The organism is Niallia sp. FSL W8-1348, from assembly GCF_038006745.1.
Lineage (GTDB): Bacteria > Bacillota > Bacilli > Bacillales > Cytobacillaceae > Niallia > Niallia alba.
In genome coordinates, this window is sequence record NZ_JBBOVV010000001.1 from 1,033,531 (window position 1) to 1,054,220 (window position 20,690).

Genomic DNA, 20,690 nt, shown 5'->3' on the forward strand with positions numbered 1-20,690 from the left:
CCTCCTAATCCCTTAATTGACGACCTGTTAAATGCAAGAAAACATCTTCTAAAGTAGGTGTCTCAATATGGACAGAGAGTACATTTGTTTTCTGCTCTTCGGCAATTCGCAAAATATCTTTCAGTAAATGAACTTGTCGTGGCACGATTACAGTAATTACTGATTGTTGAATGGAGATATTTTTAATATTTTTATGATGGCGGAGTGCTTCTGTAAATTCATGCTTTACTATTTCCACCTTAATATTAATGGCAGTTTCTGCGGAGAGGATGTTTTTTATATCCTCTTTCGCGCCAGAAGCAATAATTTCACCATGATCCATAATATAAATGCGATCACAAAGAAATTCGACTTCTTCCATATAGTGACTGGTGTATAGGACAGTCATTTGCTTTTCTTTATTTAGCCTTTTAACGGTTTCTAAAATGTAATTTCTTGATTGGGGGTCAATTCCAACGGTTGGTTCATCCATAATAATAATTTCTGGTTCATGAATTAATGCAACACCAATATTTAATCTTCTTTTCATCCCACCGGAAAAAGTTTTCACTAAATCCTTTTCCCGCTCCTTTAAACCGATTATTTCAAGAACTTCATCTACCCTCTTTTGTAGTATATTTTTAGGGATTCGGTGCATTTTTCCAAAGAAAAGTAAGTTTTCTCGTGCAGATAAATCCAGATAAACAGCAATATCCTGTGGGACTACTCCAAGTATTTTTCGTAATGTCTGTGGTGTTTTTAAAATACTTTCGTTATTTAGTCTTACATCTCCAACATCGGGAGCAATTAACGAAGATATCATGGAGATTGTAGTAGATTTCCCAGCCCCATTTGGTCCAAGCAATCCTACTATTTCTCCCTTCTCTAAATATAAATTAACGGAATTTACAGCTTGTTTTTGTTTAAATGATTTAGATAAATTCATTATCTCTAACAAGGTCATCATCCTTTCTATATACAGAATAATGAAAATACACCTCGATTCCTATACCTATAGGTCATTTTTTTCCAAAAATAAAATGACTCAGGTCATATATTTTTTATTCTTATTGAAAATTACAGCAAATTGGCAAAAAGCATACTTTCCCTTAAAAAGGGTAAAACATAAAGAAGATAATCTCTCGGAAAGGAGCTGAAAGATTTGGGCATTTTAGTCCTAGTCATTCTAATTGCATTAAATGCTTTCTTTGCTGCCGCAGAAATTGCGCTCATTTCCTTAAATGACAATAAAATTAAACATATGGCGGACACAGGTCATAAGAAAGCTAAAATAGTCTATAAACTACTATCAGAGCCTAGTAAATTTTTAGCCACCATCCAAATTGGTATTACCCTTGCAGGATTTCTAGCCAGTGCCTTTGCAGCTGATAGCTTTTCTGGTCAATTGACAGAGTTATTTTTAACAATGGGAATTCCTCTCTCTCAAGGACTGCTTGATTCTATTTCAGTCATTATTATTACTCTACTGTTATCCTATTTCACCCTTGTTTTTGGTGAATTAGTTCCTAAACGAGTGGCTTTAAAGAAAGCAGAAGGTATTGCGATGTTTGCTGCAAGTCCATTAACGGTACTTTCCAAAATAACAGCACCATTTGTCGCCTTCTTAACATTCTCCACCAATCTAGTTGCACGCCTATTCGGAGTACGTCCAGGTGAGGAAGATGAGGAAGTAACAGAAGAAGATATAAAAATGATGATAGATGTAGGAAATGAAAGAGGAAGTATTGACGAAGATGAGCGAATGATGATCCATAATATTTTTGAATTTGATAATAAAAATGTCACGGATATTATGACCCATCGCTCCAATATGGTAGCCATTCCTTCCGATTACACATTAAAGGAGATAGCTACTCTAGTGAACCGTGAAATGTATACTCGCTACCCTGTTTACGAGGAAAACATTGATAACATTATTGGCATCCTACATTCCAAAGATCTGTTAGCCTATATGGGCAAAGAAGATACCTCATTTCAATTAAGTGAGATTATTCGCAAACCTTATTTTGTATTGGAATCAAAAAGAATCGATGAATTATTTATCCAGATGCAAAAAAATAATGTTCTTTTTGCCATTGTCGTCGATGAATATGGCGGAACAGATGGAATTGTTACAATGGAGGATTTAGTTGAGGAAATCGTCGGCAATATTTTTGATGAATACGATGAACCAAAACCTCCTGAAATTAAGATTATCGGGGAACATACCTATCTATTGCAAGGGACTATTAGTTTAGACGATGTGCAAGAATTATTGAAAATTACCTTGCCGATAGAAATTTATGATACATTAAGTGGTTTTCTCATTAGTAAGATTGGCTATATTCCAAATGATCAGGAAAAACCATCCATCACTTTCAAAAACTTTGAATTTCAAGTAGAAGAGATTGTAGATCGCAGAATCAGCCAAATAAAAGTAACGAAAATAATCGAAGAAGAATCACCAACAAACAATACTTTAGAAAAATGACTCTTTCAAAAGAAAAATGGCTTATCTTTACCTAAATAAGCAGCAGACTTTGTAAAAAATTGATATATTTGAAACTCCCACTTCCGACATGATGAGTGGGAGTTTACTCTATCCCTCTCATTTCTTCACATTTATTCCCGATTATTCGCCTAAAATATCACCAAGCAAATACTATCCTTTGAATCGTTCACAAGTAATTTAAGTAACAGTAACTTTCCTGTTGCCACCATACCTGTACTAATGTAATCCCTCTTTTCTTCTTCCTATTCCATCAATATGTACTAAGTAAATTTTCCCCTTCCTAAAGTTCAACTAACCATTCAGTGGTGGTTTTCCTTCCTCCCCCACTGATGGTTAGTTGAACTAATCGGACCTTTATCTCCCACCTATCTTCCTCGTATTCTCATAAGCTTGAAGGGCGAGTCGTACTTTCCGTTAAGAGTGGGATAAAATTTTTCCTATGAATTAACGGCTACCTTTATTATACTTGATAATGATTTAGCATTTACTTTATGTTCTATTGGAGGTTTTTTTATGAAAAAATACGGAAAGGATATCCTTGTAATTATATTTGGATCCTTCCTTTTTGCATTAGCTGTCAATTTATTTGTTATTCCTAATGACTTAGGAGAGGGAGGAGTTACCGGGGTAGCCATTATTGCTTATTACTTATTTAAATGGTCGCCAGGTATTGTTAACTTTACGTTAAATAGCATTTTATTAATAATCGGCTATAAATTTTTAAGTAAACAAATGATTGTTTATACCATTATTGCAGTCTTCTTCAACTCATTATTTTTACATCTAACAGAGTCATGGACGATATATTCTGATGAATTATTTGTTAATGTCATTTTTGGTGGAGTTTTTGCTGGGGTTGGAATCGGTTTAATTATAAGAGTAGGCGGTACAACAGCTGGTTCTACTATTCTCGCAAAGCTAACCAATAAGTATCTCGGTTGGAGTATTAGTTATGGCTTATTATTTTTTGATCTACTTGTTGTATTTGCATCCTTTTTCCTTATAAAAGCAGAAGGGGTCATGCTGACAATTATCATGCTCTATGTTGGAACAAAGGTAATGGAATTTGTCATTGAAGGCGTTAATCCGAAGAAAGCAGTCACGATTATTTCCAGTCACCCCACTGAAATTGCCGATCAGGTAAACGAGCAATTAAATCGTGGAGTCACTGTATTATCTGGACATGGCTATTATACAAAAGATGAAAAAGAAATACTGTATATTATTATTAATAAACAAGAAGTTGTTAAACTAAAGAAAATAGTAAAGCAAACAGATGAGAACGCCTTTATTACCATTCACGATGTAAGGGACGTCTTTGGTGAAGGTTTTATCCATCTCTCTAAAGCATAATAAGGGGATTTCTGGGCCAAATCCCCCCTTTGGCTTATTTGTGTATATGTAAGTTGAAATCTACTCAGATTTTGCACTACTAGATACTAGATTTACCCAACAAAGAAATTACTTCATGTTCTATTCCGCTCTGGGATTTATATATAATCATTCCGCACTGCATATATGGCTAATTGAGTTCTATCTCTTAATTCTAATTTAGCTAAAATTTGGGTGATATGATTTTTTATCGTTCCAACTGATAATAATAATTCACTGGAGATTTCTTTATTTGTTTTTCCTTGACCAACTTTTTTTACGATTTCGATTTCACGTTTTGTTAGTGCAACCATCTGATTCAAAGAATTGTCGTAATGGCTCTCTCTTTAAGAGCTTAGGCATTAATTTAGCTGCAACTTGATCATGTATCGCCATACCACCTATTAAACAGCTTTTTATACTATTTACTAGCGTAACACTATCTGTCGTCTTTAGCAGAAAGCCATTAGCACCCTCTTGAAATGCTTGTATTGCATATTCTTCATCATTAAAAGTCGTAAGGATCAGTATTTTTATATGCGGAAATTGCTGATGAATTTCTTTTGTTGTCTGCATTCCATCCATAATTGGCATTCGAATATCCAAAAGGACAATGTCGACAATTGTACGCTCTAATAAAGACAATACTTCTTTTCCGTTTCCCGCTTCAGCAACAACTTGGATTTCTTCATCTTGTTCGATAATCATCTTTAAACCATTTCTGACAATCGCTTGATCCTCAGCAATTAACACGCGAATCATCTCTACATTCCTCCCCAACAGGAATATTTCCTTGTAAAATAAATTCTCCATCCAATTGAAGAATCTCTAATTTGCCATGTCCTTCTTCCATTCTTTTTTTCATGTTTTCTAACCCAAATCCGTAATGAAAAGGATGTTTATGTATATAAGGGTTTCTAATTTCAAACGTTAAGCTGCCAATTGGTGAAACACCTAGCGTAATATATACTGCCCTTGAACTCCCATATTTCATCGCATTTGTTATTCCTTCCTGGATACAACGATATAGAACTGCACTTTGCTTATTACTCAGATTGACTTGAAGTACTCCTTGTTTCGTTGTAAAGTGAACATGAATATTGTTTTCACTTTCCAATTTTTTAACAAGAGCAATAATGGAAGCAATTCCTCCAAGTTCTTCAACTTGTAAAAGCCGAACCGCTTTTCTCGTTTCTTCTAAGCATTCCTCTGTCATATTTTTCAAAAGGAGATATTGCTCTTTCTTCTCTTTAATCCAATATTGTTCAATTTGCATCATTAAGGCTGTCAGCTGATGACCGACAGAATCATGCATTTCTCTGGCAATAAGATTTCTCTCCTCCACTCTTGCAGCATGCTCATTGTAATAAGATTGTCTTTTTTGTATACGATAATCACTTAATAAAGATTCGTATGTCTCCCTGATTTGTTGATAATCTTCGTCCAGTTCATTTAAACGTACAAGTAGATACGAAATTAGCAAGAAGAAACTTATCCAGATCATAGTAGGATAGGAAAATAATATAATGCCAATAGCTAGGCTCAGCAATAAAAACAGGATTACAACCATTCGAAAGAAATCGCTTGATGTGTTTGAACTCATTTCTATCATAAAATAAAAGAGAAAAAGCAAGAGATACGCATATAATTCTTTTCCGACTGCAAACTGGATTAATTCTAGAATAACGATGATGGAAAGAAACGGAATGCTTTTTCTTGTAAACACAGGTACAAGAAAATAGAATGCCAGAATAATAGATAAAAGAAATAATAGCATGACAAAATGCCAAGCATCTGTGTTATATGCTTGATATAACGCACCTAAACATAAGAAAAACAGAATTCCTGTTTTTATCGTAAAGACCTTCATTAGTTCCCCTTTCTAACAGCATCTCTTTTTTATAGGATGTTTTCGTAGAGTTTATTGCTCATTACCGGCAATCCTGAGTAATTAATATTATTCTTATTGAAAGCAACACTTCTTTAAAAAATGGCCCTTTTATAAAAGGGCTTGTAAAAGATATCTCTTCTACAAGCCCTCTCGTTGTTTCTATTAAATACTATATCCAATCACTAATACGAGAATAAAGGAAACTACCAATAAAATCCATAGTGTTTTTGTATTTTCCCCTTTTTTTGTGCGAATAAGTACCATTTCAAGCATGCCAATAACCCAAATACCTACAAGCATCTTTATCGTATGCATGAAATCCATCCCTGTTTTTGCGATTAAGCCAATCCCAGAACCAATAATAAGAATGTATACAACCCGTAACACCATATGTAGGATTTTACTTCCCTTTTCTTTTCCAGCTTTATGTAAACCGAATGATAAGGCAAATAGAACTAGCCCAATAATCCACGTCAGTACATGAGCATCTGTTGAACTCATATATATTCCCCCTCCTTTTCTCCATTATTTTAACATATATCGCTTCATTTCCTCTATTTTCGACTCTTTACTTATCTCTTGCTACTTTATTTATAAGAGTGCCAATCCCTTCAACCGATATTTCAATGGTATCTCCTGCCTTTAAGAACCGAGGCGGATTAAATCCTTTCCCTACTCCAGCAGGTGTCCCTGTTGCAATAATATCCCCTGGCTCTAACGTCATTCCTTTAGACAATACACTGATAACCTCTTCGATTGGGAAAATAAAATGCGTAGTATTAGATTGCTGTCTAACTTCTCCATTTACCGTTGTAGTAATATTTAATGAATTGGGATCTGTTATACTATCACTTGTCACAATCCATGGCCCCATCGGAGCACTCGTGTCCAAGCTTTTTCCAATGAAAAATTGCTTATGTTTCTTCTGCAAATCTCTTGCTGTAATATCATTTAAGATAGTATAGCCAAATATGTAATCCAATGCCTTCTCCTTTTCAATCCCCTTTCCTCTTTTCCCAATAACAACTGCAAGTTCACCTTCATAATCAAGCTGTTCGGTTACTTCTTTATGTTCTAGAACATCATTCAGATGTCCAATAACCGTTGTCGGAGCTTTTGTAAAGACCATTACGTGCTTAGGAATATCTTCTTTACTTCCCATTTCTATTGCATGTTCTACATAGTTTTTCCCAACGCAAAAGATATTTTTTCTCGGTCTCGGGATAGGGGCTAAGAACTTCACCTTTTCCATTGGAATATAAAAATTAGCTTGATCATTTTGTTCTTCTATCCAATGAATTAAACTTCTTACATTATTTAAAAAGTCTTCTTGTTCCATACATGTAACTAAGTCTTCTGCATAGGGGCGTCTGCCTGTACGCTTTTCTTCCGCATCATTCAATGGCACTATTCCATTTTCATCCACTATTCCTACCAAAATTTTCTCTTCTAAAGAAATTGTCGCAAACTTCATTTCTCTTCCCCCCATTTTTATGACTAAAATCATTTAAGAAAATTATAAACTTTCTAAATGCTTTTTCCAAATAGAAAAAAGACTTGCTTAAACTCATCAAGATAATTAACTACCTAACACAATTATTTTCCGCTTGCTTATGGACAGATTTCTAGTCATAGTACAACCATTCATAAGAATAAGTTAATTAGGAGAAGAATTTATCTATCTAGGTAAATGTATCACCTATTCTGTTGTGTTCCATAGTATGTATAAGAATATTGTATAAAGGATGTTGAATATGCCAGCAATCGTTGGAGTAGCTCAAGTCATATCTGTTGGGGGTAGCTCTATTTTTAATATTGGCGATGTTTATAAAATGATGCCTATCTCTAATGCGAAGACTTTTTCTGGATCTGGCTCTTTTAATACAGGTGATGGATTAAAAGTTACTAACTATCGTAGTTCTACTAATACGTATGATAACGACGGTCTGGATCAACCAATTGCAGGAAATGCGTAAGTAGACTAAAGGGTGATGTGTAAATGAATTATTTTATCCAACAATCCATAGTCATTAACACGATTAAAATCGGAGGTATCTCAAACTCCTCTGTATTACAAATAGGTAGCGCCGGTATCATTAAACCTGCCTCTTATTTATACAATACAGGCGGATTCACCGAATCAGCTCCCGAACTTAAGCCAGATCAGCCTGGATTAAACATTGCAGATGAAGAAACGGTTTTCTCACCTGCAGTTCCCTTGCAAGCTCCTCGAAAATAGGAAAGATTTGCAATAAGGAAAGGGGGATAGAATTGTCTTATGATTTCTACCAATACAGTGAAAAAATGCGTAATTATTTACAGTTGCTTGAAAAAAGGATAAAAGATTTAGAAAAGCAAGTTGCTGCCTTAACCATTGATCTAACAACTATAAAAGAAAAACCTACTGTTCATATTGATCGAATTGACTACAGCTTTGATCAATTAAAAGTGGAAACATTAGAAGGAACACTAAATATCGGTCTTAATCCAGAAGATCTAAGCAATATTGAAGAGCTTGCGATTAATCAAAATTCACCAATTAATCAGCCGCATGCCCCTTTCTATCCGCCCATCGATCCAAAGCAAATGATGAACCGATCCATGGATATAGAAGAGGAAATGAATCAATTTATTCAACTAGAACTGCCTGACATCATTCGAAAAAAACAAACAGAACTAAATATGCCAGAAGAAGAATCTTATGTCACTTTTATTCAAGATGACATCAACAAACAATTGCCAACAAGAATTCAATATTATTTACAACAAGGTGCCAATCGCAAACAAAATGGAAACAATTTATCGAACGAAGCAATTATCCAAGCTTTAAAGGAGGAAATGGAAAACGGGGTTCACCTATTCCTAAGCCATATACCAGATAATATGAAGGGAAGTGGAAATGAATGAATTTTCAAGTATACAACCGAGAGCTTCAAGTAGGAAATATCAATATTATTGGGGTTGCAAGTTCCTCTATTTGCCTTGTTGGCGATGCCCAAACAATCCAATTAGCTTCTACATTTGATACACCAGCTGAATCACTAATAATCGGTCCCTTTGTTCCACTGCATCCGAAAATTTAATTATGTTACAGCGTACATCTGTTGTCGATTCAGTGAAGGTCAGGACAGTATCCTTTTCTTCGATTGTGGAAATTGGGGACGCTACTTATCATCAAGCTTTTTCACGAGCTTTAGCTGTTCAAAGACAACAGGAACTCTTTTATGGAACAGAAGGTGTTTACGAAGAGTATGATGTCTTTAAGGAACCTATCCCTTTAATACCGATTATCGAAAATGTAGAATGTCATTTTGAAAATGTGAAACCCATTATTAAAGTTCATCATATAGATATTACAGGTATATCCTCTTCTTCCTTATTACAAATAGGAAATTGTCGTCATATGTATACAGAAGCAAGAATTAAGCATATTCGCCAAATCGAGCAATCGATAGCAACAGAAGTTGGGGATAATTTGATTCAATTAAATGAACCTAGCCAATTAGGTATCCCAACCTCTGAAAGTCCCGTTTCTGTTACCGGTACAGATATTATGGGATCGCCTTTTTCAGGGGTGGGGCCAGAGCAGGAACAATAAAAGTGTAATCTCAATCTATATTCTTTCCATTTAGGGCGATTATGCATGGAACCAATAGGGCTATTTCGGTTAAACTTCTAAATATCAGCCAAAAGCTTAATGATTTCAGCCAAATCAATCGCTTTATCAGCCAATATATCCAGTTTTTCAGCCAAACCTGCAATGCTATTAAAATATGGTTTTACTGTTTCGTTCATACTGGCTAAATATGAAGTATCAACATGATAAAGTGAAACTTCCATCAGTGGAGGTTTTCCTTCATCCCCCACTGATGGTTAGTTGAACCAATTGGACCTTTACGGACAGTTGATCTCCACCTTTCTCCCTCGTATTCTCATAAGCTTGAGGGGGGAGTCTTACAGTCCGTTAAGGGTGGGATAAAGATACGAAACAAGGAGGTTAAAAAATGCCTGCAATCGTAGGACCAGTACAAATTGTTAACGTGGGGGAAGGAATTGTTCAATTTGGAGATTCGTTGTTTATTTCTCCTAAAGGGAATTCCAAGGCAACTTTAGGCTCAGGTACCTCCAATACTGGAGCATTTATTATTACAAATAACGGATTGAACGCTAGTAACTATGTAGACACTAGTTTAATTGATCAACCAGTTGTTGCAAATAACTAAGCATAGAATCATTAATTTTTTTAGGGAGGAAAGAATCATGCCTGCTATAATAGGTCCGATTCAAATTGTTAACACAGGAGCAGGAATTGTTCAATTCGGAGATTCCTTATTTATCTCGCCTAAGGACAATTCAAAAGCAACGATAGGCTCAGGTACCGGTAATAACGGTGCGTTTGTTATCACCAATAATGCAATCAATTCCAGCAATTATACAAATGGCAGCGGTGTGGATCAACCAATAGCTGACAATAATTGATAAGAATGTTCTTTAGGAAAACATTTTTCTTTAATCTAAAAAAGCATCCCGCACTATTAGGAGGGCACTGAAAAACTGGCTAGTTAATGATGATGGGCAATAGCCACTTTTTAAACATAAGATGATGGATTTGTTTTCCGAGGCGTCCGCTCGCTTTCCATGGGGCGAGCGCCAAGCCTCCTCGTCACTACGTTCCTGCGGGGTCTCGGACTTTCTCGCAGCTCCCATAGGAGTCGAGCGGACGCCTCTCCAAACCAACCTTATTTTCACTTTCAAATATACTTGCTCTTCATTTCGCACGAAAAAAACTTTTTCAGTGATCTCCACTATTAGTCTGGCTGTCTTTTTAGGTTAGTTTTTAAAAACATTTATAGCTTAAGCACATGAGCACCATCAAAGAAGAATAAGTATTTCTCTTCAATTTTTCGTTTTAAGATTTTTTCTAATGCTTCTGTATAAAGCTCTATTTGGACTTTATAGCGTGATTCCAATATTGGTTTAGCTTCTTCATATCCACCCTTATATCGAGCAGATATCGTGTCTGTTTTATAATCAAGCAATACTGTACCTAATTCATCCTCAAAGAATACATCTATTATCCCTTGCACGAGAACCGGCTCCTCGCCTCCTTTCCAGTCTGCATATACTCGACTCGCTGGATAGGCAATATTAAACGGGATTTCTCGTACAAGCTTTGGTGCCTGTTGCATTCTTTTTCCTAAAGGAGATTGGAAAAAGGATAGAATAGAGGAAATATCAATAACTTCCGCTTGGTCGATCGTTAATAATTCCTTTTTGACCATATCCTCTACTAAATGATTCAGACTAGCTTCTGTTACTTCTTCTTTTATCACTATATGCTGCATAACCATATGCATAGCGGTTCCGATTTCTGCTGGGCTTAATTTTTTTTCCTGCATAAATTTAGGGCGATTCCAAACCGTTTGCTTCCACGCTTTTGCAAGTTCTATCCCACTTTGAACATCACGTAATTCTCCTTGGCGCTTCAATTCAGATACCGACTGCTTCGATCGATGAGAAGTGCTTTCTTTAGAAGCGTATGACCATGCAAATGTTTCTTTGATTGCTTCTTTATAGGTAGAAGTACTCTCCATTCTTTTTCCTTCTGTTACCTTTTCCAACCATTCATTTTCTTTATTTTCTTCTTCCACTGATCGACTCAAAAGCTCTTCTTTTTGAAGAATCCTTACTTCCCAATTAGATGGGTGAACAGAGATTGCTTCTTTTTCACTCCAGCTTTCTAAATGAATCCATGTATTGTCACGATGTCTAACTAATGCAGGACCAATCCAATCTAAATAAGACTTCGCTTGGGCACGATCAAATTCATTTAAAAGCCAATTGGAATGTCCCGCTATTTGCGCCCATTTCTGTTTTGCTTTTTCTATATCCTTTACAGCACCTATTAAAATAAGTTTTTCCTTCGCTCGAGTTAAAGCAACATACAAGACCCGCATTTCTTCTGCAAGTAGCTCCATTTTTTTCTTTTTTGCAAAAGCAATTTGCGGAAGAGATGGATAAGATATTCGTTTTTTTGCATCGATATATTTTGTAGCGAAGCCTAAATCTTTATCTAATAAAAAATTCTTTCTTAAATCCATTGTATTGAAATTACGTCCCATCCCTGCTATAAAAACAAATGGGAATTCTAAACCTTTACTACTATGGATTGTCATGATCCGAATAACATCTTCTTGTTCCGTTAAGGCTCTTGCTGCTCCTAAATCATTTCCTCGATCTCTCATTCGCTCCACAAATCGAAGGAAGCGGAATAAGCCACGAAATGATGTCTCTTCATATTGACGTGCTCTATCATAAAGTGCACGCAAATTTGCCTGACGTTGATTTCCTGCTGGTAATCCACCAACAAAATCATAAAAGTATGTTTCTCGATATAACTTCCAAATCAACTCCGATAATGAGCCTCTTCTTGCTTCCGAGCGCCAGTCAGCAAGTCGATCAAAAAACGGTCTTATTTTTTCATACAGAACCTCTTCTTTCTGACTGCTCGAATGAATAAATGCCTGAATGGATTCATAAAACGCTCCTTGCTTTTTCGCAATTCGCAGCCTGCTTAACTCCTCTTCCGATAAACCAACAATTGGGGAGCGAAGAACCGAAGCAAGCGGAATATCTTGATATGGATTATCAATAACCTTTAATAAGGACATCATAATATCCACTTCTGTTGATTCAAAATAGCCGGTCGTTAAATTAGCATAGGTCGGTATGTTATATTGCTTTAATTCTTCCATAATTTGTGGAGCCCATGTCATGGATCTTAATAGGATAACCATATCCTTATAGCGAATTGGTCGATATGCTTTTTGCTTTGCATCATATACCTCTTGGTTTGTTTCAAATAATTCTTTTACTTTTTCGGCGATGACCCTAGCTTCCAGTTGTGATTGTTCAAGCTCTGCTGCATCAAGTCCCGTTGTCTCTCCTTCACTTTCACTGTCATCACTAATTTCCGTGCTTTGATTTACTAAAGCAACTTCAATTGGGTAAGGAGTTTCTTCTGGATAACTTGCACCTAGCTTTAACTCTGCACTTTCGTCGTACTCAATTTCGCCTACTTTCACTCCCATAATTTGCTTAAAGAGAAAATTGGTTCCTTCTAATACTTCTTTTCTACTTCGAAAGTTTTTCGCTAAATCAATTTTAAAACCAGCATCCTCGCGCTCTTGAAAACGAAGATATTTGGCTAAAAACAAGTTCGGTTCTGCCAATCGAAATCGATAAATACTCTGTTTTACGTCCCCAACCATAAAGAGATTTCCTTCAGACTCAATATCCTTTGTTACTAGCTTTAGAATCGATTCCTGAACTAGATTGACATCCTGATACTCATCTATAAGAACTTCTTTAAACTGATTTCGATAAAATAATGCTGCTTCTGATGGGATAAGTGCTGTAGTGTTTTCTCCAATCTGACTTAAGATTGCTAGACAATAATGTTCCAAATCGGCAAAGTCCACTAATCCTTTATCCATTTTTACTTGTTGAAATCTTTCCCCAAACGCTGCCACAAGATAAACAAGTGTCTCCACATGTGGCTTCATCTCCGCCATATCTTTTAAAAAGCTTTGCGGCTTTCTTGTAAATAGATCACTTTGCAATTCTTGCAATATTTTTTTCGCGCGATCTCTGATTCTTTGTCCTTCTTCTATTAGCGCGGGATCATACTCGTCTCCTTTACATGGCTTTGCTCGAGAAAACTTTAAGGACTGCATTGCCTCATATAATGTTCCCCAAGAATGAGCCATTGCCTTTTCTAGGATAGACACTATTTCTAAATCATCCAAGAAATTACTAGCACGCGGAGCAGGTCCTCCTGGAAGCTGTGTCAATTCATAGCCATACTCAAGCAGCTTTCTTACTCCTTCTAGTTGTAGCTCCACATCATCGATTAAATGCTGCATAAATGGTAATTCCATAATGTCCGTATCTTCACCGATAGCATACATCTTGATTAAAGACTGTAAATAAGCAGACGGGAATGGATTAGCACGAGAAAAATCATAGATTTCTTGAATCATACGTTGGAGAGCATCGTCACTACGATCGTTCGTAAATGCATCTACTAGATCAAAAAATGCAACATTGTTTTCTTTTCCATATTCTTCTTCAAAAAGATCTTCTAAACATTCATCTCTTAACAATTGCGCTTCTGTTTCATCGGCAATTCGAAAGCCTGGATCCAAATCAATGACATAATAATATTTTCGAATGACTTCTAAACAAAAAGAATGAATTGTAGAAATATGAGCTTTATTTAAAAGCGCCAATTGTCTTTTTAAATGCTGCGACGTTGGATTTGCGTTAATTTCCTTTTCCAATACCTCGCCAATCCGGTGCTTCATTTCCGCTGCTGATGCATTCGTAAACGTAACTACAAGCAATTCATCGACATTTATAGGCTGATCAGATACTATTTTTCGAATCATTCTTTCTACTAATACAGCTGTTTTACCAGAACCAGCTGCTGCAGCAACTAAAATGTCCTGCCCGCTAGACATAATCGCTTTCCATTGATCGTCTGTCCAGGTAACATCTGCTGGTTTGTCCGGTATCTTAATCTCTTTCACTTGTATTAGCCTCCTCTCTGATTAATTGCAGCACCTCTTCCTTTGAATAGGCTGGCAATTGTCTATATTGATTTGTTTCCAGCGCTTCATCAAATTGACAAACAGACTTAAAGGAACAGAAAGTACAAGGCTTCTTATCATTTAATCGATATGGCTCAATTCCTACTTCGCCACTAATAATCTTATTTCCTGAATCCCTATATTTGTGACGAACGAATTTTTGCATTTCATTAAAGTCATCTCTAGTGGCTACTTTAGACGCTTTTGTAAGAGTTCCATCTGTTTTAAAGCCAGCTGGTACAATCGGAGAATTCCCTTTTTCCAACGTTTCATCCATTAATTGAATGACTCGTTCTTCTCCAAGCATTAGTCCATTCATTTTAAATTTCTTTAATAGCTCTTCTTCAATTTCTTCTAGCGTTAATATTTTCTTACTTGAAATCATCGGATTGTGAACATGAAAATATAGTACTCCAGCTGGACTCGCTTCCTTATCTACTAAAATCGTGCTATTTGTAATGATTAAATCTAAATAAGTAAGCATCTGTAAGGATAAACCATAATATACTTCGTTCATATTCAATTCTTGGCCGCTTGATTTATAGTCAATTACTCGTAAATATACTTCATCACCAACAACTGCTTTATCAACACGATCGATTCTGCCAATTAAATTCATATTTGTGCCATTTTTCAACGGAAAAGAAATAGACGGCAGCTTACCTTGTGGTCCAAATTCAAGCTCTAAATCGATTGGTGCGAATCCGCTATGTTTGGCATGCTCGCTCAAAATAAGTGAAGCTCTGCTAATAATTTGCTCTAGCTTTCTTTTTATATAATGATGTCTATTAGTGCTAAGTAGTATCTCATTTTGCAATTTCGGTGCTAACATATCTACCGCATCTCTTGCTAATCTTTCACACTGCTCCCTCGTTAAGCTAGACCACATTAACTCTTTATGCATAACCGTTTCTGCAATATATTTTAAAGCAGCATGAAATAAATCCCCTATAGCAGGTGCTTCTAAGCGATATACTTGCCGTTCTCGAAGCTTTAATCCATGGGTTGCAAAATGTGAAAATGGACACGCGTGAAATAATTCCATTCTTGAAACACTGGCTGAAATAGTTTCCCCATATAACTCGCTGCTTGTTTGCTCCGATAATTGCTCCGTTTTATTTTGATAGGTTAAACTAGAAAATACTTTTTTGGCTGGTTCCTTCCAGTTTGGATGTCCGATATATTCATTGTAAACATCCCACCAAAAATCATAAATTGGATACTCTCTTTTCTTTAAATAAAGCTGCCCTGTTAAGTAAGATAAGGTTGTTTGAAAATGAACTACATAATCTAACTGTCCTTCTTCTGACAGTTCTTTTGGATCTGACATATAATAGATGGTTGTCGCTTTAGGAAATAAATCTTGCATTCTTTTGATATAAGTAGATGGCAAAATAGATTTTCCTTCATCATTTGCCAGCGGGTAAGTTAAGTAAAGATGATCGGATGGCGTTGTAAATGCTTTGTAGGCAAGAAACTCCTCATCTAACAGTCTTGTTTTACTAGTAGGAGCAAGCTTCATGCCTTTTTGTTGTAATGCTTCTCTATCACTATCCGCAAGTATGCCCTCATCCTGGAATCTTGATGGAAAAACACCCTCATTTAGACCAATGACAAACGCAACTTTTATATCATTTAAACGCGATTGTTCTAAATCAGCGATCAATACTTGATCCAATGCTGGAGGGACTAGGGAAAATTTTAATGTATCCAAGCCTGCACCAATAACAGTTGCAAATTGCTTTATTGAAAACTCCTCTTCCCCTAGTATCTCGACAAATTGATCTAGTAAATCTACTATACTATTCCAAGCTTGATCATGTTCTCCAGCCTTTACTAACTCTCCTTTTTCCTCTAGTTCATTCTTCCAGTGTTCCATTTTCACTGGTACTTCAAGTTCTTCTAAAAATAAATATAATGCTTCACATTTTGCTCTACCTGTTTTCCCTCTTTTCAAACGATTTTGAAGCCGAATTAACGGCGCAGTTAAAGAGAGGCGCAACTCATTTAATTCTTGCTCGAATTCCTTTTCTGCGTCTGTCTGAACACCTTGATCAAATTCTAGCCCTTTGATTCTTCTATACTTCCAGCGTTCTTTTGAAGTCCACCTGCTTCCCTTTATTCCATAGGCAAGGCAATAATTTTCAAGCCTGTCTACTTTTTCCCTAATATTATTTTTGCGTTCATGAAGAGGAAATAGTAATTCTGTCTTTATCGACCGAAAGACGGGCTCATAGCGCCAATTTGTTTCAAAAATTTCCAAAGATGATCGAATTAACTCCACTAAAGGATGATCATGCATTCTACTTTTTTGATCAATAAAGAAAGGAATATGATAATCTCTAAAAACAGTCTCCATAATATTCTGATATGTAGACAAATTACGAGAAAGCAGACTGATCTCTCGATAGCGGTAATTCTTATTTCTAACAAGCTTGATTATTTCACGTGCGATTCCTTCTATTTCTGCTCGAGGATTAATACTTTCAGCAAATGTGATTGTTGTTTCTTCTTTATAAGCTTTTGCTGGTCTACTGTCAAAATGACTTTCTATATATGCTAACGATGGATGGCTATTCTTTTTTGATTCTTTGAACTTTACAAGTTCGACTTCCACTCCTAATTGCTTTGCCATCGTCTGGACTGTTTGGAAAGATTCAGTCGTCATACGAAACAAACTTAAATCATCCATTTGGGAAGATAACGGTTCTAATGTATTTGTGATTGTCACTCGTTCACATATATGCATTAACTGTTGAATGATTAAATATTCTTGTGGGGTAAAACTGTAAAAACCATCAATATAAATTTCTGCATTTTGTAAATAAGAAGATTCGCTAATCTTTTCTGCAAGCAAACGGAAATAATCCTCTCCATCGATATATTTCCCAACAATTCTTGCTTCGAATTTTTCATATATTAATTCAAGATCACTTATTTTATCCATTAATGCTTTTGTAGATTCTTTTGTTTCCCCCAACTGCTCTTTCGTCGATAATAGTTCGTCTGGAGTAACCGTGTATCTTCTAAATTCTGTGACCAATTGTTCTACTTGATCAATAAATCCGTTTTTATCGGCAACCTTTTTGAAAAGGGTTAGTTCATTCTTATTCTCTTCAATAATTTTTCGAATTAGCATACTTACGCCCATGCTATTTATATGGTAGCGACTGATTCCGCCTGTTTCTTGCAATACTCTCCATGCAAGACGGGTAAAACTGTATACTTGCGCCCGAAACATTCCTTGCACCTCGGAACCAGATAGTAAACGCTGATCGGATAAAAAGGTCATCTGATCTGGAACGATGTAAATAATGGGATTGCCTTCCGGATTTTCGGCAAGTTTCGCTTGGATTTCTTCTATACAAAACCTTGTTTTTCCGGTACCAGATCGACCTAGTAATAAACGAACACTCATCCAATGCTCCCCCCTTTTTCTTTATCTCAATAATATTTTATATGTAAATAACATCATATCATAGAAACACATGTTTCCATAGAAAAGTGATACTGGATATTTTTTCTCTTCCTATAAGTAACGAAAAAAAAGAACCCAATTTTGAGTTCTCATTTAATCCAGCAAAACTAAAAGGAAAATTGTATTTCATTAAATGGCCAATAACGCAAACTTACCTTTCCAACTACTTGATCAATCGGAATAAAACCAAAATGTCGACTATCCCAGCTTCCTAAACGATTGTCCCCTAATACAAATAATTTTCCTTTTGGCACCGTAACCTCTCCCGTGATCTCTTCCAACGTAAAATTCCCAGTTAATCTTCCGGTAGATACTTGTTTCCGGTAATCATCTAGAAAAGGCTCCTCATACTTTTTCCCATTTATAAATAGATGGTCATCTCTATATTCTACTTTATCTCCAGGGATGCCAATTACTCGTTTCACATAATCATCATTTTCGTTAGCATGAAAAACAATAATATCAAAGTGATTAAAATCAGTCATTTTATAACCAACTTTATTAACAACTAATTTATTTCCGTCCTGTAATGTTGGCATCATCGATTCACCTTCCACTACATAATTGGAGAAGAAAAAAGCACGAATTATAACAAAGATGATAATCCCGATCGCAAATGCCTTTAACCATTCTATGCTTTCTTTCTTTATTGCTTCTTTCAACCTCTATCTCCTCCAAACAAAATTTACAGACCATATTTTCTAATGGCTTCTCTCTTTCTCATCTATACCTGCACTATTCATTTTTATCTCGATCCTTTTTCCAATAACCCAAAGAATAAAGATCGCAATTACGACAGGAATCGTACGTAACGGCTGAGTAATCATTGACTTCAAATCATAACCGATAAAGCTAATTGTACTAATCATAACTAGCTTTCCTGCAATTACTGCGAGAACATATTGGCTCGTACTTATTCTCGACAAACCAGCGACTATATTTACAAGGGCAGAAGGTGTAAACGGAAAACATAGAAGCAAAAACAAGGGACCAAATCCATGCTTTTCAATCCAAATCATTGGTTTCTGCACCTTTTTGTGATTACTTAAAAACCTTAGTAATCTTTTTTTTCCATATCTTCTTATAATCGAAAATACAAGCAATGCTCCTAAAATTGTTCCAGCCCATGAATATAGAAATCCCAGCCAAAATCCAAATGCATTTACATTAGCCATAATAAAAACAAAAAGCGGCAAAAAAGGGATAAACGCTTCTATCATTGGCAATAAGACACCTGGCAACGGTCCAAATGAACGATAACTATCTATTAAATCCATTATTTTTTCAAGCGTAAACCATTCTTTAATTAAGTTGATATCCATGAGCACAAAACCCCTTGTATAACTTACGCATCTTTTCGTATGTGTATTCTTTTAATTAAGTTCGTTTCAATGAATCCCATTAAAAAACGTAAGGATTCCTTGTACCTTTCCTCTTCTAACTAAACAATTTACTTATAGCATTTCAATGAACAAAATAAAGTGAAACTTCCATCAGTGGGGGTTTTCCTTCCTCCCCCACTGATGGTTAGTTGAACCATTCGAACCTTTACGGACAGTTGATCTTCCTCATATTCTCATCAGTTCGAGGCGGGAGTTTTACTGTCCGTTAAGAGTGGGATAACTCTACCTGACTATTCCATTTTAATTCATCTATTACTATCTAAATATAAAGAATATGTTAAAAAAAATCCGAATTATTGAGCTAAAAATTCTTTTATTGCTGCTTTATTCGCTTCTAAATCAATCAATAAGACAGCGGCTCCGTTCACTTTCATATCCTGGAAGCTTCCATCTACAGGAACTCGTAATGATTCTACCTCGTGATTTTTTGAAGTTAATAAATCTTTTCCGATAAACAGCATATCTCCCGTGTCCATGCTCGTATTTATATAAGGCATAATTACCCCTGCAAGTTTTGGTAGCTTAGCAAATGTCTGGACTGCAGAAACTTGATCAGCGATTGCTTGTAACGTTTTTTGCTGTCTCGCTACTCTTCCAAAGTCAGATTCTGCATCATGGCGGAAACGAACATATCCTAATAACTGCTTTCCATTTAAATGCTGTACTCCTGGCTCTAACGTAACACCAATATTTTTTGACATTTGTTTTTCTACATCGATTTCTACGCCATTCGGGAAGGCTTCATCAATAACTGCTTCAAATCCTTCAAAATTAATAATGGCATAATATTGCAAATCTATATCAAAATTTTGTTTGATTGTTTGTCTAAGTAGTTCAGGACCATCAATTGTATAAGCTGTATTAATCCTACCTTGTCCATATCCTGGTATCTCTACATACATATCTCTCATTAAGGAAATGATTTTATATGTACCTTTATCTGGATGATATTGGGCAATCATTATCGTGTCTGTGCGAGATTGTGTTTCTCCTTTACGCTGGTCACTTCCTAGTAAAAGAATATTCGTTCCTCCGTTAATATCCTCTTCCCCATTAAATTCATATTTAACCTCATCCACACCAAGTTTACCTAATGATTGCTTTTCTCCTTGTTTAAATTGAAAAATACTATATATCCCTGCAAATAATATAAATAGAATGAGGAATAGAAAGAAGACTCTTCCTTTTCGTAATCTCCTTCTTTTCTTTCCTTTTCTATATTCCGTTCTCCCCATTTCATTTAATCCTTTCCATATTCATAATCGTTTTTAAGCATGTATTATTATCAATTGTAACCTTTGCACAAAAATATAGACCTTCTTTTCTATGTAAAATCCTACTTATTATCTAACCCCTTAATTACTTAATCATAAACTTTCTTTTTACTATCATATCAAAAAAAGTT

Annotated in this window: 21 protein-coding genes; 9 read left to right on the forward strand and 12 right to left on the reverse strand. The window is 35.7% G+C overall.

Translation table 11 applies throughout. The annotated features are described in order from the left end of the window. Positions 1 to 4: 4 nt before the first annotated feature. Positions 5 to 937, reverse strand: coding sequence for an ABC transporter ATP-binding protein (locus tag NST60_RS04890; protein ID WP_169188096.1), 933 nt, complete (start codon positions 935 to 937; stop codon positions 5 to 7). Positions 938 to 1,141: 204 nt separating this feature from the next. Between NST60_RS04890 and NST60_RS04895 the strand changes: the two genes are divergently transcribed. Then, positions 1,142 to 2,470, forward strand: coding sequence for a hemolysin family protein (locus tag NST60_RS04895; RefSeq protein ID WP_016202036.1), 1,329 nt, complete (start codon positions 1,142 to 1,144; stop codon positions 2,468 to 2,470). A gap of 534 nt (positions 2,471 to 3,004) precedes the next feature. Then, entirely contained in the window at positions 3,005 to 3,844 is an 840-nt protein-coding gene (locus tag NST60_RS04900) for a YitT family protein (RefSeq protein ID WP_169188095.1), read from the forward strand. A 137-nt stretch (positions 3,845 to 3,981) separates the two neighbouring features. Here the strand turns inward: NST60_RS04900 and NST60_RS26735 are convergent, their stop codons facing one another. From NST60_RS26735 to NST60_RS04920, 5 genes are all read right to left on the reverse strand, one after another. After that, complete coding sequence (locus NST60_RS26735) at positions 3,982 to 4,176, reverse strand: response regulator transcription factor (protein ID WP_445304405.1); 195 nt, start codon at positions 4,174 to 4,176, stop codon at positions 3,982 to 3,984. Continuing rightward, on the reverse strand, positions 4,154 to 4,624 hold the full coding sequence (locus tag NST60_RS04905; protein ID WP_445304389.1) for a response regulator: 471 nt from the start codon (positions 4,622 to 4,624) through the stop codon (positions 4,154 to 4,156). Before NST60_RS04905 ends, NST60_RS26735 begins: the two co-directional genes overlap by 23 nt. Beyond that, positions 4,602 to 5,732 (reverse strand): sensor histidine kinase, encoded by a 1,131-nt coding sequence (locus tag NST60_RS04910; RefSeq protein ID WP_169188093.1) that lies wholly within the window; start codon positions 5,730 to 5,732, stop codon positions 4,602 to 4,604. Before NST60_RS04910 ends, NST60_RS04905 begins: the two co-directional genes overlap by 23 nt. Positions 5,733 to 5,915: 183 nt before the next feature. Then, positions 5,916 to 6,254, reverse strand: a complete 339-nt coding sequence (locus NST60_RS04915) for a DUF1516 family protein (protein WP_016202032.1) — start codon at positions 6,252 to 6,254, stop codon at positions 5,916 to 5,918. A gap of 67 nt (positions 6,255 to 6,321) precedes the next feature. Further along, on the reverse strand, positions 6,322 to 7,227 hold the full coding sequence (locus tag NST60_RS04920) for a fumarylacetoacetate hydrolase family protein (RefSeq protein WP_169188092.1): 906 nt from the start codon (positions 7,225 to 7,227) through the stop codon (positions 6,322 to 6,324). A 280-nt stretch (positions 7,228 to 7,507) separates the two neighbouring features. Between NST60_RS04920 and NST60_RS04925 the strand changes: the two genes are divergently transcribed. Genes NST60_RS04925 through NST60_RS04945 form a run of 5 tightly spaced genes read left to right on the forward strand, consistent with a single transcriptional unit; the run spans position 7,508 to position 9,351 of the window. Further along, positions 7,508 to 7,729, forward strand: a complete 222-nt coding sequence (locus tag NST60_RS04925) for a spore germination protein (protein ID WP_016202030.1) — start codon at positions 7,508 to 7,510, stop codon at positions 7,727 to 7,729. 23 nt (positions 7,730 to 7,752) lie between these two features. Then, positions 7,753 to 7,992 carry a spore germination protein GerPB gene (locus tag NST60_RS04930; RefSeq protein WP_016202029.1) on the forward strand — a complete coding sequence of 80 codons (240 nt, stop codon included), beginning with the start codon at positions 7,753 to 7,755 and terminating at the stop codon, positions 7,990 to 7,992. Positions 7,993 to 8,024: 32 nt separating this feature from the next. After that, entirely contained in the window at positions 8,025 to 8,660 is a 636-nt protein-coding gene (gene gerPC / locus NST60_RS04935) for a spore germination protein GerPC (RefSeq protein WP_016202028.1), read from the forward strand. Next, positions 8,657 to 8,836, forward strand: coding sequence for a hypothetical protein (locus tag NST60_RS04940; protein WP_016202027.1), 180 nt, complete (start codon positions 8,657 to 8,659; stop codon positions 8,834 to 8,836). The genes gerPC and NST60_RS04940 overlap by 4 nt, the downstream gene beginning before the upstream one ends. 2 nt (positions 8,837 to 8,838) lie before the next feature. Further along, positions 8,839 to 9,351: a spore germination protein GerPE gene (locus NST60_RS04945; RefSeq protein ID WP_169188091.1), complete on the forward strand. Its 513-nt coding sequence runs from the start codon at positions 8,839 to 8,841 to the stop codon at positions 9,349 to 9,351. 77 nt (positions 9,352 to 9,428) lie between these two features. On the opposite strand, the gene NST60_RS04950 is transcribed toward NST60_RS04945, so the two are convergent. Further along, entirely contained in the window at positions 9,429 to 9,593 is a 165-nt protein-coding gene (locus NST60_RS04950) for a hypothetical protein (RefSeq protein WP_205835580.1), read from the reverse strand. A gap of 164 nt (positions 9,594 to 9,757) precedes the next feature. On the opposite strand from NST60_RS04950, the gene NST60_RS04955 reads away from it, so the two are divergent. After that, positions 9,758 to 9,976 (forward strand): spore germination protein, encoded by a 219-nt coding sequence (locus tag NST60_RS04955; RefSeq protein ID WP_016202025.1) that lies wholly within the window; start codon positions 9,758 to 9,760, stop codon positions 9,974 to 9,976. 37 nt (positions 9,977 to 10,013) lie between these two features. Next, on the forward strand, positions 10,014 to 10,232 hold the full coding sequence (locus tag NST60_RS04960) for a spore germination protein (RefSeq protein WP_016202024.1): 219 nt from the start codon (positions 10,014 to 10,016) through the stop codon (positions 10,230 to 10,232). 368 nt (positions 10,233 to 10,600) lie between these two features. Here NST60_RS04960 and addA read toward each other — a convergent pair whose 3' ends face one another. The 5 genes from addA to NST60_RS04985 all read right to left on the reverse strand — a co-directional run bounded on the left by addA (position 10,601) and on the right by NST60_RS04985 (position 20,520). Beyond that, positions 10,601 to 14,344, reverse strand: coding sequence for a helicase-exonuclease AddAB subunit AddA (gene addA, locus NST60_RS04965; RefSeq protein WP_169188089.1), 3,744 nt, complete (start codon positions 14,342 to 14,344; stop codon positions 10,601 to 10,603). Continuing rightward, positions 14,331 to 17,822, reverse strand: coding sequence for a helicase-exonuclease AddAB subunit AddB (gene addB / locus NST60_RS04970; protein ID WP_016202022.1), 3,492 nt, complete (start codon positions 17,820 to 17,822; stop codon positions 14,331 to 14,333). Before addB ends, addA begins: the two co-directional genes overlap by 14 nt. 167 nt (positions 17,823 to 17,989) lie before the next feature. Continuing rightward, positions 17,990 to 18,544, reverse strand: coding sequence for a signal peptidase I (gene lepB / locus NST60_RS04975; RefSeq protein ID WP_016202021.1), 555 nt, complete (start codon positions 18,542 to 18,544; stop codon positions 17,990 to 17,992). A gap of 39 nt (positions 18,545 to 18,583) precedes the next feature. Next, positions 18,584 to 19,204 (reverse strand): TVP38/TMEM64 family protein, encoded by a 621-nt coding sequence (locus tag NST60_RS04980; protein ID WP_016202020.1) that lies wholly within the window; start codon positions 19,202 to 19,204, stop codon positions 18,584 to 18,586. Positions 19,205 to 19,578: 374 nt separating this feature from the next. Further along, positions 19,579 to 20,520, reverse strand: a complete 942-nt coding sequence (locus tag NST60_RS04985) for an LCP family protein (RefSeq protein WP_169188088.1) — start codon at positions 20,518 to 20,520, stop codon at positions 19,579 to 19,581. Positions 20,521 to 20,690 lie beyond the last annotated feature (170 nt).

Excerpts from the sequence above, each read along its gene's own strand:
- addB (WP_016202022.1), bottom strand. The coding sequence starts at position 17,822 with ATGAGTGTTCGTTTATTACTAGGTCGATCTGGTACCGGAAAAACAAGG.
- NST60_RS04985 (WP_169188088.1), bottom strand. The coding sequence starts at position 20,520 with ATGGGGAGAACGGAATATAGAAAAGGAAAGAAAAGAAGGAGATTACGA.
- NST60_RS26735 (WP_445304405.1), bottom strand. The coding sequence starts at position 4,176 with ATGGTTGCACTAACAAAACGTGAAATCGAAATCGTAAAAAAAGTTGGT.
- NST60_RS04950 (WP_205835580.1), bottom strand. The coding sequence starts at position 9,593 with ATGGAAGTTTCACTTTATCATGTTGATACTTCATATTTAGCCAGTATG.
- NST60_RS04945 (WP_169188091.1), top strand. The coding sequence starts at position 8,839 with ATGTTACAGCGTACATCTGTTGTCGATTCAGTGAAGGTCAGGACAGTA.
- NST60_RS04920 (WP_169188092.1), bottom strand. The coding sequence starts at position 7,227 with ATGAAGTTTGCGACAATTTCTTTAGAAGAGAAAATTTTGGTAGGAATA.
- NST60_RS04980 (WP_016202020.1), bottom strand. The coding sequence starts at position 19,204 with ATGGATATCAACTTAATTAAAGAATGGTTTACGCTTGAAAAAATAATG.
- NST60_RS04930 (WP_016202029.1), top strand. The coding sequence starts at position 7,753 with ATGAATTATTTTATCCAACAATCCATAGTCATTAACACGATTAAAATC.
- NST60_RS04925 (WP_016202030.1), top strand. The coding sequence starts at position 7,508 with ATGCCAGCAATCGTTGGAGTAGCTCAAGTCATATCTGTTGGGGGTAGC.
- NST60_RS04940 (WP_016202027.1), top strand. The coding sequence starts at position 8,657 with ATGAATTTTCAAGTATACAACCGAGAGCTTCAAGTAGGAAATATCAAT.
- NST60_RS04910 (WP_169188093.1), bottom strand. The coding sequence starts at position 5,732 with ATGAAGGTCTTTACGATAAAAACAGGAATTCTGTTTTTCTTATGTTTA.
- NST60_RS04905 (WP_445304389.1), bottom strand. The coding sequence starts at position 4,624 with ATGATTCGCGTGTTAATTGCTGAGGATCAAGCGATTGTCAGAAATGGT.
- NST60_RS04960 (WP_016202024.1), top strand. The coding sequence starts at position 10,014 with ATGCCTGCTATAATAGGTCCGATTCAAATTGTTAACACAGGAGCAGGA.
- NST60_RS04955 (WP_016202025.1), top strand. The coding sequence starts at position 9,758 with ATGCCTGCAATCGTAGGACCAGTACAAATTGTTAACGTGGGGGAAGGA.
- NST60_RS04915 (WP_016202032.1), bottom strand. The coding sequence starts at position 6,254 with ATGAGTTCAACAGATGCTCATGTACTGACGTGGATTATTGGGCTAGTT.
- NST60_RS04900 (WP_169188095.1), top strand. The coding sequence starts at position 3,005 with ATGAAAAAATACGGAAAGGATATCCTTGTAATTATATTTGGATCCTTC.